This window comes from Bradyrhizobium sp. AZCC 1721 (genome assembly GCF_036924715.1).
Classification (GTDB): domain Bacteria; phylum Pseudomonadota; class Alphaproteobacteria; order Rhizobiales; family Xanthobacteraceae; genus Bradyrhizobium.
This window is the reverse complement of the sequence record NZ_JAZHSB010000001.1, coordinates 2,347,798-2,361,800: the sequence shown is the minus strand read 5'-3', so window position 1 is coordinate 2,361,800 and position 14,003 is coordinate 2,347,798. Positions and strand designations below refer to the sequence as shown.

At 64.1% G+C, this 14,003-nt stretch carries 14 protein-coding genes and 1 pseudogene; 4 read left to right on the top strand and 11 right to left on the bottom strand.

The window, feature by feature from the left end; genetic code table 11:
- The first annotated feature begins 98 nt into the window (after window positions 1-98).
- The 4 genes and pseudogenes from V1273_RS11255 (at window position 99) to V1273_RS11240 (ending at window position 3,887) form a co-directional block, all read left to right on the top strand.
- Window positions 99-875, top strand: a complete 777-nt coding sequence (locus V1273_RS11255) for an SDR family oxidoreductase (protein ID WP_334409633.1) — start codon at window positions 99-101, stop codon at window positions 873-875.
- A 216-nt stretch (window positions 876-1,091) separates the two neighbouring features.
- Window positions 1,092-2,513, top strand: a complete 1,422-nt coding sequence (locus V1273_RS11250; RefSeq protein ID WP_334409632.1) for an amidase — start codon at window positions 1,092-1,094, stop codon at window positions 2,511-2,513.
- Window positions 2,514-2,555: 42 nt separating this feature from the next.
- A pseudogene (locus V1273_RS11245) lies at window positions 2,556-2,639 on the top strand (sulfite oxidase-like oxidoreductase); the annotation flags it as partial.
- A gap of 24 nt (window positions 2,640-2,663) precedes the next feature.
- Window positions 2,664-3,887, top strand: coding sequence for a bifunctional alpha/beta hydrolase/OsmC family protein (locus V1273_RS11240; RefSeq protein WP_334409631.1), 1,224 nt, complete (start codon window positions 2,664-2,666; stop codon window positions 3,885-3,887).
- 42 nt (window positions 3,888-3,929) lie between these two features.
- On the opposite strand, the gene V1273_RS11235 is transcribed toward V1273_RS11240, so the two are convergent.
- The 11 genes from V1273_RS11235 to V1273_RS11185 all read right to left on the bottom strand — a co-directional run bounded on the left by V1273_RS11235 (window position 3,930) and on the right by V1273_RS11185 (window position 13,982).
- Window positions 3,930-4,988: a YeeE/YedE family protein gene (locus V1273_RS11235; RefSeq protein WP_334409630.1), complete on the bottom strand. Its 1,059-nt coding sequence runs from the start codon at window positions 4,986-4,988 to the stop codon at window positions 3,930-3,932.
- Window positions 4,989-5,225: 237 nt separating this feature from the next.
- Window positions 5,226-6,245: a quinone oxidoreductase family protein gene (locus V1273_RS11230; RefSeq protein ID WP_334409629.1), complete on the bottom strand. Its 1,020-nt coding sequence runs from the start codon at window positions 6,243-6,245 to the stop codon at window positions 5,226-5,228.
- 31 nt (window positions 6,246-6,276) lie between these two features.
- The gene (paaK, locus tag V1273_RS11225; RefSeq protein WP_334409628.1) at window positions 6,277-7,608 is read right to left on the bottom strand and encodes a phenylacetate--CoA ligase PaaK; all 1,332 of its coding nucleotides are present in this window, start codon (window positions 7,606-7,608) and stop codon (window positions 6,277-6,279) included.
- A 19-nt stretch (window positions 7,609-7,627) separates the two neighbouring features.
- Window positions 7,628-8,086, bottom strand: coding sequence for a hydroxyphenylacetyl-CoA thioesterase PaaI (gene paaI, locus V1273_RS11220; RefSeq protein ID WP_334409627.1), 459 nt, complete (start codon window positions 8,084-8,086; stop codon window positions 7,628-7,630).
- Between the two features lie 129 nt (window positions 8,087-8,215).
- Window positions 8,216-9,295, bottom strand: a complete 1,080-nt coding sequence (paaE, locus tag V1273_RS11215; protein WP_334383064.1) for a 1,2-phenylacetyl-CoA epoxidase subunit PaaE — start codon at window positions 9,293-9,295, stop codon at window positions 8,216-8,218.
- Between the two features lie 112 nt (window positions 9,296-9,407).
- Window positions 9,408-9,911 carry a 1,2-phenylacetyl-CoA epoxidase subunit PaaD gene (paaD, locus tag V1273_RS11210; protein ID WP_334383065.1) on the bottom strand — a complete coding sequence of 168 codons (504 nt, stop codon included), beginning with the start codon at window positions 9,909-9,911 and terminating at the stop codon, window positions 9,408-9,410.
- Complete coding sequence (paaC, locus tag V1273_RS11205) at window positions 9,905-10,681, bottom strand: 1,2-phenylacetyl-CoA epoxidase subunit PaaC (protein WP_334409626.1); 777 nt, start codon at window positions 10,679-10,681, stop codon at window positions 9,905-9,907. Before paaC ends, paaD begins: the two co-directional genes overlap by 7 nt.
- Window positions 10,682-10,790: 109 nt before the next feature.
- Window positions 10,791-11,078, bottom strand: a complete 288-nt coding sequence (gene paaB, locus V1273_RS11200) for a 1,2-phenylacetyl-CoA epoxidase subunit PaaB (protein ID WP_057844448.1) — start codon at window positions 11,076-11,078, stop codon at window positions 10,791-10,793.
- Window positions 11,079-11,089: 11 nt separating this feature from the next.
- On the bottom strand, window positions 11,090-12,082 hold the full coding sequence (gene paaA, locus V1273_RS11195; RefSeq protein WP_334409625.1) for a 1,2-phenylacetyl-CoA epoxidase subunit PaaA: 993 nt from the start codon (window positions 12,080-12,082) through the stop codon (window positions 11,090-11,092).
- A gap of 75 nt (window positions 12,083-12,157) precedes the next feature.
- Complete coding sequence (gene paaX / locus V1273_RS11190) at window positions 12,158-13,027, bottom strand: phenylacetic acid degradation operon negative regulatory protein PaaX (protein ID WP_334367741.1); 870 nt, start codon at window positions 13,025-13,027, stop codon at window positions 12,158-12,160.
- 184 nt (window positions 13,028-13,211) lie between these two features.
- Entirely contained in the window at window positions 13,212-13,982 is a 771-nt protein-coding gene (locus V1273_RS11185; protein WP_334367740.1) for an esterase/lipase family protein, read from the bottom strand.
- Window positions 13,983-14,003 lie beyond the last annotated feature (21 nt).

Below are 14,003 nucleotides of genomic sequence, written 5' to 3'. Positions count from 1 at the left end.
CCGCGCAACGCTGCACTGCAATGTTGACCGAGACGGCGCCCGCCGCTTACCAATTTCGCTGACCGTCTTCCACCCTCCTCTCACCACACGAGAATCCCATGGACCTGCATCTCCGCGGCAAGCGCGTCCTGATCACCGGCGCCTCCAAGGGCATCGGCGCGGCCGCGGCCGAAGCCTTTGCCGAAGAAGGCTGCGACGTCATGCTGGCCGCCCGCAGCGGCGAGCAGTTGCAAGCGCTGACCGAGCGGCTGCGCTCGGCGCACCAGATCGGCGCGACCGCCCATGTCGTCGACCTGCGCAAGGGCGAGGACATCGCAAGGCTCGCCAAGGAAGCCGCCGATATCGACATTCTCGTCAACAATGCCGGCGACATCCCCGGCGGCTCGATCGACAAGATCGACGAGGCGACATGGCGCCACGCCTGGGAGCTGAAGGTGTTCGGCTACATCAATCTCACCCGCGCGATCTATGCGCAGATGAAGGCGCGTGGCGGCGGCGTCATCGTCAACGACATTGGCGCTGCCGGCGAAAAGTTCGACGCCAATTACATCTGCGGCAGCGCCGGCAACGCGGCGCTGATGGCATTCACCCGGGCGCTCGGAGGAAAAAGCCTCGCCGACAATATCCGCGTGGTCGGCATCAATCCCGGCCCCGTCGGCACTGACCGCCATGTGACGCTCCTGAAGACGCGGGCGAAGAACCAGTTTGGCGACGAGAACCGCTACAAAGAATTCCAGAAGAACATGCCGCTCGGCCGCCCCGCGCATGCGCGCGAGATCGGCGACCTCATGGCGTTCCTGGCGTCGGATCGCTCCGGATATACGTCGGGGGTGATTTACACCGTGGATGGCGGCTATACGGCGGGGTGGGGTTAGGTCGCGCTCCCGCACCGTCATTGCGAGGAGCGAAGCGACGAAGCAATCCACGTCTCCGCTTGTGGAGCCATGGATTGCTTCGCTTCGCTCGCAATGACGGCCTAGGCCGTCATGCAAATATCTCCAGTCGGCCACTACTTCCATGCGTTTCCACTTTGCCGGAAAATGTTCTACAGCACGATCTGCGATCGAGAAAACTGACGCAGGAGTATCGAAGTGGCTGATCAGGGGCTGGTGCGTGAGACGGCGGTTGCCATTGTCGGCAAGCTGAAATCGGGCGAAGTCACCCCGCTCGACCTGCTCGACGTGCTGGAAAGGCGCATCGCCGAGGTCGACGGCAAGGTCAATGCGCTGCCGACGCTGTGCTTCGACCGCGCCCGCAAGCACGCCACCGCTCTGATGCAGAAGCCCGTCGCCGAACGCGGCCTGCTCGCCGGTCTTCCGATCCCGATCAAGGACCTCACCAATGTCGCCGGCGTCCTGACCACGCAGGGCTCGCCGATCTACAGGGACAACATTCCGGCGAAGTCGGATATTCTGGTCGAGCATCTCGAAAACAATGGCGGCGTGATCTACGCCAAGTCGAACACGCCGGAATTCGGTGCCGGCGCCAACACCTTCAACGAAGTGTTCGGCCCGACGCGCAACCCTTTCGACACGTCACGCTCCGCCGCCGGCTCCTCGGGCGGCGCGGCGGTCGCGCTCGCGACCGGTACGGGCTGGCTGGCGCACGGCTCCGACATGGGCGGTAGCTTACGCAATCCCGCGAGCTTCTGCGGCATCGTCGGATTGCGGCCGAGCATCGGCCGCGTCGCGCATACGCCAATCGCTGCCATCGATCGCAATCTCGGCGTCCAGGGCCCGATGGCACGCAATGTCGAAGACGTCGCGCTTTTGCTCGACGCCATGAGCGGCGAGCATCCGGCCGACCCCTTGTCGCTGCCTGTGTTGCCGATTTCGTTTCTCGCAGCCGCCCGCTCCGGCAGCAAGCCGAAGCGCGTTGCCTATTCGCCTGATCTCGGCATCACGCCGGTCGACGCGGAAGTCGCCGCCGTCACCCGCAAGGCGGCGCAGCGCTTTGCGGAGCTAGGGGTCATCGTCGAAGAGGCTCATCCCGATTTGCGCGAAGCCCATGAATGTTTTCATGTGCTGCGCGCGTTCGACTTCGCGCTTTCCAAGGCGGCGCTGCTGCGCACGAAACGCGACCTGCTCAAGCCCGAGGTGATCTGGAATATCGAGGAAGGCCTCAAGCTGACGGTCGAACAGCTCGAACGCGCCGAGGCGCAGCGCGTCGCGATGACCGCGCGCACGCTGGAATTTTTCGAAAAGTACGATCTATTGCTCGCCCCCGCCACGATCGTGCCGCCCTTCCCGGTCGAGAACCGCTATGTCGCCGAATGCGCCGGCAAGCAGTTCGACAATTACGTCGAATGGCTCGGCATCGTCTACGCGATCACGCTGGTGTGCTGTCCTGCGCTGTCGTTGCCGTGCGGCTTCACGGCCTCGGGCCTTCCGGTTGGGCTGCAGGTGGTTGCGCCGCCGCGCGGCGAGGCGCAATTGCTCGCCGGAGCCAAGGTGCTGGAGGATATTCTGGGCGTGCGCGGCACGACGCCGATCGATCCGAGGGCGCCGAAGTAAACCAGGCGCGCTTGCCGATGAGAGGCCCTTCACATGACCGATGAGAATGCGCCGGGCTATTGGGAAGTACGCGGCTATCACAACCGCGGCGATCCGTGTGCCGAGCAGCGCTATTCAGGCGATTGAAGCCAAGTCGGAGGGAGAACAGCCATGCCGAGCGAACGCTTTCAATTCACCGGCGAAGGCGGCCATCAGCTTGCCGCTGCCCTCGATATGCCTGACGGACCGGTGCAGGCCTACGCGCTGTTTGCGCATTGCTTCACCTGCGGCAAGGACGTCCTGGCCGCGAAACGCATTGCGACGGCACTCACCGCAAAAGGCATCGCGGTGTTGCGGTTTGATTTCACCGGGCTCGGCTCCAGCGAGGGCGAATTCGCCAACTCGACCTTCTCTTCGAACGTTGCCGATCTCGTCCACGCCGCCGATCATTTGCGCGAAACCCGCACGGCGCCCGCGATACTGATCGGCCATAGCCTGGGCGGCGCCGCGATCCTCGCTGCCGCGGGGCAGATACCGGAGGCGAAGGCGGTCGTTACGATTGCCGCCCCCTCCGATCCCGTGCATGTCACGCATCTCTTCAAGGACCGCATCGACGACATCCGCACGCACGGCACGGTGGAGGTCCAGCTCGCCGGGCGGCCGTTTCACATCAAGCGCGAATTCCTCGACGACATCGCCGAACACACGCTGGCGGCGCAGATCGCAAAACTTCACAAGGCGCTGCTGATCATGCATTCGCCGACCGACGACACGGTCGGCATCGACAACGCCACCAAGATTTTCGTTGCCGCCAAACATCCCAAGAGCTTTGTCTCGCTGTCGGGCGCGGATCACCTGCTGAGCGGCAAACGGGACGGCGCCTATGTCGCCGGCGTCATCGCCGCGTGGGCCGAGCGCTATATCGAGCCCGCCGCGGCGCAGCCTGCTTCTGCCGCGAGCGAGGCGCCGCGCCACGTCGTGGTGCGTGAAACCCGCAACAGCAAATTCCAGCAGATCGTCGCCACAGGTCCCCATCAGATGGTGGCGGATGAGCCCGTTGCCGCAGGCGGCAAGGATAGCGGGCCGGGACCGTATGATTTCCTGCTCGCAGGCCTTGGCGCCTGCACGTCGATGACGATGCGGATGTATGCCGATCGCAAATCGCTGCCGCTGGACCGCGTCACCGTGACGCTGAAGCACAGCAAGATTCACGCAACGGATTGCGCCGAATGCGAGACGCGCGAGGGCATGCTGGACCAGATCGACCGGGTGATTTCGATTGAAGGCGCACTAGACGCCAATCAGCGCACGCGGCTGATGGAGATTGCGGACAAGTGCCCAGTGCACCGGACGCTGACGTCGAAGATACGGATCGTAACGAGGGCGGCGGAGTGACGAAGTAACCTCTCCCCGCGAAGAGCGGGGCGAGGGAGAAGATCAAGCAGCCGCCAGTGGCCGAACCCGCAGCGCGCCGCGGAGACCAGCGGCGGTGCCGACGAGGATGCCGGCGAAGGCAATCAGCGAAGCAAGCGCCAGCGTGGAAAATCCCGTCAACCCCTGCCCGATCGAGCAGCCGAACGCCATGACGCCACCGATGCCCATCAGCGCGGCCCCACTGCCGGAGCGCAGCATGTGACGCGGCGACTGATAGCCGTCGAGTTGAAAGCGTCCGGTCAACAGCGCCGTCACGAGGCTGCCGGCGAACACGCCGAACACGGTGACGATGCCGAAATTGAGCGTCGAGCCCGTCGACAGCATGACATATTGAAGCGCGTCCGCGATCGGCGCGATGAAGGTGAGCGAGGTCACCGGCGTGGGATTGAAATCGTCGGCGCCGAGATAGCCGGTGGCAAGCCAGCCCGCCGCCACCAGGAGGCCGATGACGAGACCCGCGGCGATCTGGCCCGGCGACCGCCGGAAAGCGGGATGCGTAAAGGCAAAAATGATCAGCGCTGCGGAGATGACCGAGGCGGCCAGCATGCGCGCGGCCGTTGCGCTCAGGCCTGCGGCGGCAAACAAGGCCGGCACCGAATTCGCCGTGGCCGTGGTCTGCGACGCCCCGACCATTGCGATGCGCGAGGGGGCGATCAGGCCCTTCAGCGTCATCTGGGCGAAGATTGCCAGCACGACCACCACCACGAAGGAGCGGAGATTGCCGCGCCCGAGCAGCACCAGCGCGCGCGAGCCGCAGCCGTTCGACAACACCATGCCGTAACCGAACAACAGCCCGCCGAAGAACATCACGGGCGCGGAGAATGACGGCTGCAGATAGATCGACTTGCCGATATCGACGAGGCCGCCCGCAGCCAGCAACTGCGTCATGACCACCGCGACGCCGATCGCCAGCGCATAGGTGCGCACCAGCCGGCCATCGCCTTCAGCCCAAAAACCTCTGAGGCTGCTGAGCAAGCAAAATCCGCTCAACAATCCGACCGATCCATAGACGAGACCGATCAGCAATCCGCTGATGACGACGATATTGGCACTGTCCAGCACTGGTGTTTCCCTGTTCCCGCGCGGCCGATGCAGCGGTTGCCGCTCAAATAGGAAGCCATTTCAGCAGTTGCTAATATGTTGGAAACGTGCGCGCGTCCACGCCGCAAGGATGCGGAGAATGAATCGCCCATCGAGCTCGACGATGACGAAATAAAGTCATTGCACGCAGGCGACGGGCGACGGATTTATTCCCCATGAAAGAATTGGGAATCCCGCGCCTGCAGCGAACGTCTGCCTTCAAGGCCGCAGGATCACCCGGTCGCGCGACGAGCCGGCGACCGCGATGAAGGCAGCGCGGGCCTGTTCCAGCGGATAGATCGCGGCCGGCTTGATCGGGAACGGCTTGAGATGCCCGCTGGCGAAGCCGGGGCCGAGTTCCCGCAGCACCGCCCCGGTCGCGGTTGACGACAGGCCGAGGGTGTCGATGCCGACATAGGTGTGCTGGCCGCGATAGAATTCCAAAATATTGAACTGCACGATGCGGTCGATCGCAGCGATCAGGATCTGCCGCCCGCGCACCGCCAGCGATTGGTGTGCGGCCTGGAAATAGGGATCGCCGACCGTGTTGAACACGATGTCGGCGCCCTTGCCGCCGGTAAGTTCGCGCGCGCGCGCCGCGACATCGGTTGCCGAAGCGTCGATGACTTCTACCTTTGAATTGGCGTGGCCTTCGTAGGGCTCGTTCTTGCGCACCACGCCGATCACCCGCGCGCCGTGCCAGCTCGCGATCTGCACCGCCGCCTGCCCGACCTTGCCGTTGACGCCCATGACCAGCAAGGTCTCGCCCGCCTTCGGAACGCCGGCTCGGCGCAAGCCTTCCATCGCGGTGACGAAGGGCACGCCGACGCCGGCCGCCTCTTCCCATGAAATGCCCTTGGGCTTCTCCACCACGGCGTCGGCTTCGACCGCGAGATGCGTAGCGTGCGTGCCGTCCCGGCGAATACCGAGATCGCCGGAAGAGCCGAACACCTCGCGCCCGATCCAACCGTCCGGTCCGTCGATGACAACACCCGCATAGTCGCGGCCCGGCGTACGCGGAAACACCGCATAGGGCATCAACCCGGTCGCCGCCTTGACGTCGGACGGATTGACCGCCGCAGCCTTGACCTCGATCAGCAACTCGCTGCCGGCACGCGATAGCGCGCGCGTCTCGATGACGGGCGCAAGTGAGGCAGCGTCGGCGACTTTTGCCGGCAGGCGGACGCAGCGGGCCTGCACCGTGACAGGTCCAACATCGGAATTTTCGGCAACTGACATTAGAGATTCCCGCCCGGCTTCTGAGCAGGAGTTACCCTTTCGGCCGCTTGTCGTAAACACGTTTCGCCTTGCCGAGCGAACGTTCCAGCGTTTCCGGCGCCACCGCCTTGATGCGCGCGGTGATGCCGATGGTGTTCTTGATGGAGAGCGCAACCTTTTCGGCATGCGCGAGCAGCCCGCTGCCGTCCCAGCTTTCGGGACGCGCTTCGGCGAGCACGGTCATCTCGTCCATGCGCCCATCGCGCGTCAGTTCGATGATGAAATGGCCGCTGCACCAGTCGGTCGCCAGCAACGCTTCCTCGATCTGGGTCGGGAATACGTTGACGCCGCGCAGGATGATCATGTCGTCGGAGCGGCCGGTGACCTTCTCCATGCGCCGCATGCCCGGGCGCGCGGTGCCCGGCAACAGCCGCGTCAGGTCACGGGTGCGGTAGCGGATGATCGGAAAGCCTTGCTTGGTGAGCGAGGTGAATACCAGTTCGCCCTTCTCGCCGTCCGGCAACACCGCGCCGGTCTCGGGGTCGATTACCTCGGGATAGAAATGATCCTCCCAGATATGCAGGCCGTCCTTGGTCTCAACGCATTCCTGCGCCACGCCGGGGCCGATCACTTCCGACAGCCCGTAAATATCGGTCGCGTCCATGTCAAACGTCTGCTCGATCTCGGCGCGCATCGCATTGGTCCAGGGCTCGGCGCCGAAGATGCCGAACTTCAACGACGACTGACGCGGGTCGAGCCCCTGCCGCTTGAACTCGTCCGAGATGGCGAGCATGTAGCTCGGCGTCACCGTGATGATGTCGGGCTTGAAATCGTTGATCAGTTGCACCTGGCGTTCGGTCATGCCGCCGGAGACCGGTACCACGGTGCAGCCCAGTTTTTCCGCGCCGTAGTGCACGCCGAGTCCGCCGGTGAACAGGCCGTAGCCGTAGGAATTGTGAATGATCATGCCGGTGCGGCCGCCGGCGGCGCGGATCGAGCGCGCCATCACCTCCGACCAGATATCGATATCACCCTGCGTATAGCCGACCACGATCGGCTTGCCCGTCGTGCCCGAGGACGCGTGGACGCGGACCAGCTTTTCGCGCGGCACGGCAAACATGTTGAAGGGATAATTGTCGCGGAGGTCGGTCTTCGCCGTGAATGGGAATTTCGTGAGATCGGAGAGCTGCTTGAAATCGGAGGGATGCACGCCGGCCGCGTCAAATGCTTTCCTGTAATGCGCCACATTGTCGTAGGCGTGCCGGAGCGACCAGGCGAGCCGTTTGGTCTGTAGCGCCATGATCTCGTCGCGCGAGGCGCGCTCGGCCTCATCCAATTCAGCGCCGTAACCGCTTCCGCTGGATTTCAATCTTGCCATGGCCATGGCGTGTTCCTCTCGCTTGCTATTTTTGTCTGGTCTCTTCGTCCACGGCCGGCAGCCACGTCCCGGCGACGGTACGGGAATGACCGCGGAACTCCGCAATCACGACATCGCCCGATGTGACGCGGACGTCATAAATTCCGGAGCGACCGTTGCGCGAAACTTCCCGCGCGGTCGCGACCAGCACGTCGCCGAGCTTGCCCGGGCGGATGAAGGCGATATCGCATTGCGCAGCGACTGCGCGCTCATTGCGGGAATTACAGGCAAAGGCGAAGGTGGAATCGGCGAGGAGAAAAATGAAGCCGCCATGGGCGATGCGCTGGCCGTTGACCATGTGCGGCTGCACCGTCATCGTCAGCGTCGCCTGCCCCGGCCTGACCTCGACAATTTTCATGCCGAGGCCCTTGCTGGCGTCGTCTTCCTTCCACATCGCCTCCGCGCAGGCGCGGGCGATCTCGTCGGGTGACAGCGCGACGTTCATAGCGGGTTGCCCGCTCGGCGAGACGGTTTCACGACGTTCTCTCCCTTGTGCGCACGGGCCTGTTATCAAGCCTCTTTGCATCTCAGTCTTGGGTCGAAGCACCTGGGGTGTCAACGAGCCCACAAATCGCTACACGTGGTCGTAATCCACCACGACCTTGTCCGAGCACGGCCGCGCCTGGCAGGTCAGGATGAATCCCGCCTTCAGTTCCCACGACTCCAGCGAATAATTGACTTCCATCTGCGCCTCGCCCTCGACCAGTTTGGCGCGGCAGGTCGAGCACATGCCGCCCTTGCAGGCGAACGGCAAATCCATGCCGGCGCGCAACGCGGCGTCGAGAATGGCCTCTCCTTCGGCGACCGGCACCTCGCGGCGCTTGCCGTCGATGATCAGGGAGGCGATCGCCTTCGGCGGCGCGGACGGCTCGACAATCTTCTTCGCGCGCGGCTTGCCGCCGAACTCCGAGACAAAGCGCTCGACATGGATGCGATCCTCGGCAATACCGATCTCGCGGCAAGTGGTCTCGATGTCCTCGCTCATACCCATGGGGCCGCAGATGAAGACGTGATCGACACTCGAGGCGGGCACCAGCGAGCGCAGCAGCACGCGCACTTTCGCGCCATCGAGCCGGCCATGCAGGATCGGGATATCCTGCTCCTCGCCGGAGATGACATGAAACAGCGACAACCGTTGCATGAAGCGGTCTTTCAGTTCCTCGAGTTCTTCGAGGAACAGCATGTTTGACGTCGTGCGGTTGCCGTAAAACAGGAAGAACCGGCTGTTCGGTTCGCGCGCCAGCACGCCCTTGACGATCGACAAGATCGGCGTGATGCCGCTTCCTGCGGCAAATCCGACATAGACCCTCGCCTCATCCGGCGCAGGGGCGACGCCGAAACGGCCGGTCGGCGTCATCACGTCGAGTTCGTCGCCGGCCTTCAATTCGTCCGCTGCCCAGTTCGAAAACGCGCCGCCGTCGACCTTCTTCACCGCGATGCGTAGCTCGCCGTCGTCAGGCCCTGAGCAGATCGAATAGGAGCGGCGCACTTCCTCGCCGTCCATCGTGGTACGCAACGTGAGGTATTGTCCCGGCGCAAAGCTGTAGTCGCCTTCCAGCTCCTTCGGGATCGCAAACGTCATCGATACTGCATCCACAGCCTCGCGACGGAGGTCGTTGACGGCGAGACGATGGAAACGCGGCGCGACCGACATCACACGCTCCTCACCGTCATTGCGAGGAGCGAAAGCGACGAAGCAATCCATCCCTCCACGGGGCGGTGAGATGGATTGCTTCGCTTCGCTCGCAATGACGACATAGAAGACCTCAATGACACTTGAAATAATCAAAGGGTTCACGGCAGGCCTTGCAGCGCCACAGCGCCTTGCAGGAGGTCGAGCCGAATTCGGACAGCAGCTCCGTATTTTGCGAGCCGCATTGCGGGCACGCCACCTGCTGTTCACCGAACAGCGCGCGGCGCGAGCGTGATGCCTGCGGCGGGGCGATGCCGTATTCCCTGAGCTTGTTGCGGCCGTCATCGCTCATCCAGTCCGTGGTCCAGGCAGGCGACAGCACGGTGCGGACCGTCGGGCGCGGCATTCCGGCGCGTTCCAGCGCCAGCTCGATCTCGAGCGCGATCATGTTCATCGCCGGACAGCCGGAGTAAGTGGGCGTAATCGCGACCTCGACGCGGCCGTCTTGAACCTCGACGTCGCGCAGCACGCCGAGATCGGCGATCGTAAGCACCGGTATTTCGGGATCGACCACCTGTGAGGCGGCCTCCCAGGCGCGGCGGCGCAGATCGGTGTCGCTGTGGATAGCCGTTACCATGTCGCCCCCGGAAACGTCCGTTGCATCGATTGCAACTCGCTGAGGAGATGGCCGAGATGCTCGCTGTGCCGCCCGCTGCGGCCGCCCTGCTGCATCCAGTTGTTATCGGGCAAAACGAGCGTCGCTTCACGGACGACGTCCGATACAGTCTTCAGCCATTGCGGACGTAACGGCCCCGGATCGACCGCGATTCCCGCATCGATCAAGCCGCGCTCGCTGTCATCGGCGGCAAACATCTCGCCGGTGAAAGCCCAGAACTCGTCGATCGCCGTTTGCGTGCGGCGGTGGCTTTCTTCGGTGCCATCGCCGAGACGAATGATCCATTCCGAGCAATGGCGGACGTGATAGGCGCTTTCTTTTTCCGATTTCGCCGCAATCGCCGCCAGCGTCGCATCGGTGGAGCGCATCATCGCGCGCCAATAGAGGTCGGCGAACGTTGCGTAGAAGAACTGCCGTACCATGGTGCGCGCGAAATCGCCGTTCGGCTGTTCCAGCAGCAGGAGATTGCGGTACTGCCTGACGTCGCGGAGATAAGCGAACTTGTCCTCGTCGTTACCCCTGCCCTCGACCCTGGCGGCGTAGGAATAAAGCTCGCGCGCCTGGCCGAGCAGATCGAGGCCCATATTGGCGAGCGCCATGTCCTCTTCCAGCATCGGCGCATGGCCGCACCATTCCGACAGCCGATGGCCCAGGATCAAGGCATCGTCAGCGCGGCGCAGGGTGTAGAGCACCAGCGGCGTTTCGGAGACCTGGATGTTGGCTGCGGTCATTTTCTGTTCCTGCTTGCTCAGCCGTCATTGCGAGGAGCGGAGCGACGAAGCAATCCACACTTACGGTGCTGGCGCGATGGATTGCTTCGCTCCGCTCGCAATGACGGTCTCACATATGCCCGACTTCGTCAGGCACGTCGTAAAACGTCGGGTGCCGGTAGATCTTCGACTCCGCCGGCTCGAACATCATGCCTTTCTCGGACGGGTCGGACGCGGTGATGGCGCTCGACGGCACCACCCAGATCGAGAGGCCCTCGCCGCGGCGGGTGTAGATGTCGCGGGCAGCCTGCAGCGCCAGCGTGGCGTCGGTGGCGTGCAGCGAGCCAACATGCTTGTGCGCCAGCCCGTTGCGGCTGCGGATGAAAACTTCCCAGAGCGGAATGTTCGGCGTCGCCATCGTTGGTCTCCCTACTCAGCGGCCTGCAAGGCGGCGCGCTGCCGGCGCTTCTCGGCATAGGCCATCGCTGCTTCGCGCACCCAGGCGCCATCCTCATGCGCCTTGCGCCGCGCCGCCAGACGGTCGCGGTTGCAGGGGCCGTTGCCTGCCAGCACCTGCTTGAACTCGTCCCAATCGATCGCGCTATATTCCCAATTGTCGTTCGCGTTCTGCTTCATGCCGGGATCGGGAATGGTCAGTCCCAGGAACTGCGCCTGCGGCACCGTGGCGTCGACGAATTTCTGCCGCAGTTCGTCATTGGAGAAACGCTTGATCTTCCATTTGGTCGAGGTGTCGCTGTGCTGGCTGACCTGGTCGGGCGGACCGAACATCATCAAGACCGGCCACCACCAGCGGTTCAGCGCGTCCTGCGCCATCGCCTTCTGCTCGTCAGTGCCGCGGCACAGCGTCAGCATGATCTCAAAACCCTGGCGCTGGTGAAAGGATTCCTCCTTGCAGACGCGGATCATCGCGCGCGCGTAAGGACCATAGGAGCAGCGGCACAGCGGGATCTGGTTCATGATCGCCGCGCCGTCGACCAGCCAGCCGATGGTGCCGATGTCGGCCCAGGTCAGCGTCGGATAATTGAAGATCGAGGAATACTTTGCCTTGCCCGCGAGCATCGCGTCGACCAGCTCTTCGCGCGAAGAACCGAGCGTCTCGGCGGCGGCGTAGAGGTAGAGGCCGTGGCCGCATTCGTCCTGCACTTTGGCGAGCAGCGCCGCCTTGCGGCGCAGCGACGGCGCGCGAGTGATCCAATTGCCTTCGGGCAGCATGCCGACGATTTCGGAATGCGCGTGCTGCGAAATCTGCCGCGTCAGCGTCTTGCGGTAGGCGGCCGGCATCCAGTCGTTAGGTTCGATGCGCTCGTCGGCGTCGATGCGCGCCTGAAACTGCGTAGCCCGCGCGGCGTCCTCGATGTGACGGTCGTCGCCGTCGGACGTGTTGAGCGCCTGCGTGTACATGGCGGACCTCCCGGAATTTGTTGGGAGGAAATATATAACACAAATTACGATATGCAATACATTTCTGTAACATATCTACAGCCCGTCAAACCGCTTCGAAAGTTCCCCGCCGGGCTTTGGCAGGGGTCCGTTTTCGTTGGTGGCATGGCGATCAAGCCATTGTTCGGACGCGGGAAGCAGCGCGCGATAGATCTCGCCACAGAGCGTTCGGGCGGCCCTGCCCGGCCAGTCCGTGGGCAAGAGCGCGGTCGGCAGCAACGGGTCGCGCAGCACGACGCGACGGTAATGATGGATCAGGAGGATCCGTGCGGTGAACGCGTCGGCCTCGGTCAGCCGCTCGCCACGACCGAGCCAGCCGTGCAGCGGCTCGAAGGTCTTCATGAATTTCTGATAGGCGTCGGCGGTGCGATCGAGTGGCCAGCTTTCGCTGAGCAGACGCCGCCCGCTATCGTCTTCCGCCGACACTTCGAGACGAATGGCGCCGGCCGCTTCGGCAGGCACCGGCACGCCCGACGGCGCCACCCATACGCCCGGCAGCGGACTGCCGAAGCCAGCGTTCTTCAACGCCTCGCGCGCGGCGTCGCGATCTCCGCCATTGCCGATCAGCAGCAGCTCAAATCGCCCGGTCCAGTCGGAGGCTGGCGGGCCGTAAATGTGTTTGGTCGCGATATCGAAGGTCTGCCGCTCGCCTTGCACCAGGCGATAGAAACTGTTGCGGCCAACTTTAACGCGCTCGAACCAGCCGTCGGCCGTCAGCCGCGACATCGCGGTGCGCACGACGCTGGCGTCGATGTCGAGCTGCTCGAAAAATTCCAGCAGCGTGCCGAGCCAGACCGAGCCGCCGCGCGGCACAATCGCATCGCCGAATACGGTGATGACGATCGATCCGGTGCGCGACGGTTCGCGCTTCAACTGCTGAATGATGCGGGCAAGCGGCGGCGGCATGCGTCAAGGCATAGCGCGTTTTGCGGGAGAGCGACAATGTCGGTTGTCTTCTCCTTCTCCCCGTTCTTCGCGGGGAGAAGGTCGGGATGAGGGGCTACCTCCGCAAATTCGATAGACGTGAGCGCGCGGAGAGAGCCCCTCACCCCCGCAACGGCGGGGCGAGGTTAGCAAACACCCGCGTCTGCTACCGATGCGGATTCGGGTAAACCACGCTGCGCCAGCCGCTTCGATCGAACGGCGACCATTCGCCTTCCGGCTGCGCCAGGCGATCGGCCACCGCGTACACGACCGCCGGGTGATGGCCCATGCCGCAATGGCTGCTTTCGACCTCGATGCTTTCGGAAGTCGCCGACGTCTTCTCCATGCAACCCTGCCAGGCGCAGATGCCGTCGGTGCGGCTGAAGATCGCGGTGGTCGGCACCGGCGGCGTCGCGGACAGCGCGCCGCCGAAGCGGGCGTCCTCCTCGTCGGCGCGGCGGCCGCTCGCCAGCTCGTAGACGCGCCAAGCGTTGGTCGCCTTCGGTCCCGACGCAAACGGGCTGCCGAGCGTGATCACCGAGCGCACGCGCTCCGGCATCATCTTGGCAAGCTGGCGCGCGTAGAGACCGCCCAGACTCCAGCCGACCAGCGAGACCTTGCGGCCGTGCGTATCGTTCAACTCCTGCACCAGATCGACCATGGCGTTCTGCACGCCGTGGCGCAGGCCGAGGTTGCGCCCCTGACGCCAGCCGCTGACGGCATAGCCGCGCGTGCGCAGGAAGCTGCGCAGCGGCCGCGTCGAGGTGTCGGATGCAACAAGGCCGGGCAACACCAGCACGGGGTGCCCGTCGCCGCGTGGCGCCAGACTCAGCAATGGCAGTGCCCCTAGAAACGCGCCGAGTTCGTGAATGGCACGCCCCTCCAGCAGCATCAGGGTTCTGGATGGCGGGGCAAGCGTCTGCGCAGCAACGGACATCATATCTCCTCTCGGGCTCGG